Origin of the sequence: Acidiphilium sp. PM (assembly GCF_000219295.1) — a bacterium.
In the GTDB taxonomy this organism is placed as follows: Bacteria; Pseudomonadota; Alphaproteobacteria; order Acetobacterales; family Acetobacteraceae; genus Acidiphilium; species Acidiphilium multivorum.
In genome coordinates, this window is sequence record NZ_AFPR01000005.1 from 1 (window position 1) to 1236 (window position 1236).

Genomic DNA, 1236 nt, shown 5'->3' on the forward strand with positions numbered 1-1236 from the left:
AATAATCGCCCGCGCCGATCGGACAAGATGCGGCGGACCAGACGAACCGCTCAGGCGCGCAGCAGCCCGCCCATCGGCGCGACCGCCGCACTCTCGGGGAAAATCCGCGCGAGCGCCTGCGGCCCCAGCCCGAACTGCGCCGCCAGCACGCCCTTGGCTAGCGCGCGCAGATCCGCCGTCGGCGCGAGGTCGCGGTTCTGGAACAGCTGCCGGTCCTTCAGCCCCGGCCAGGTCGCCAGCACCCGCCCGCCCTGCACCGCGCCGCCGGCAAGGAACGCGACCGTCGCGGTGCCATGATCGGTCCCGCGCGTGCCGTTGATCCGCGCGGTGCGGCCGAATTCGGTGATCACCAGCACCGCGGTCTTCGCCCAGGCCACGCCCAGTGCCGCTTTCAGCGCCGCCACCCCGCGATCGAGGCCGCCGAGCGGGCCGGGCAGCAGCTGCATCTGGTTGACATGCGTATCCCACCCTTCGAGCTGGAAGGCGGCGATCCGCGGCCCCTGTGCCGCGGCGAGCAGCGTGCCCACCCGGGCGGCAAGCTCGGGAAACCCGTAGCGATCGGCCGGGCGGGCACGCCCCGCCGGCGACATCATCTCCTCGTCGTCCATCGCCGGTGCCGCCCCGGCGGCGAAGGCCGTGCGGTCGAACCGCCGCGCGCCGAGCCCGCGGGCGATCGCCGGGCCGAACACCGGATCGCCCGCGTTGAGCCTGCCGATCGCCGCATACAGGCCCTGATCCGGCTGCGCGAAGCCGACCGGCGCATAGGCGCCCACGGGAGCCGCCCCGCGCAGGATCAGCGGCGTGCCGATCCCCGCCGCCAGCCCGATCCCGCCCGGATCGCCATCCGCCGGCAGCTCGCCAATCAGCCGGTTGAGCCAGCCCGAATTCATGCCGATCTGCTCGACACCGGTCTGCAACAGATCCTGCGCCTCGAAATGGCTGCGCGTCCGATACGGGCCGGCGATCGCGTGCACTGCCAGCAGCTCGCCCGCGGCATAGAGCGTGTGGAACCGCGCCAGCGCCGGGTGCAGCGCGTAGAACCCGCCGAGATCGTGTCCCGACGCCGCCTGCGGCACGAGGCCCGGCCGCAGCCGCGCGAGATCGGGGTCGCCATGGGGAATGACGGCCTCCATCCCGTCGAGCGCGCCGCGCAGCAGCACGACGACGAAGCGCGCCTCGGTCGGCGCGGCGGCGAGGGCGAGCCGGGTCCGGCCCAGGGTTGCGACGGTCGCGAGG

Annotated in this window: 1 protein-coding gene; it reads right to left on the reverse strand. The window is 74.1% G+C overall.

All coding sequences use genetic code 11. From position 1 onward, the window contains the following. Nucleotides 1–50: 50 nt before the first annotated feature. The coding region (locus APM_RS00090; protein WP_007421317.1) for a DUF1501 domain-containing protein at nt 51–1236 on the reverse strand (1186 nt) is incomplete at its 5' end.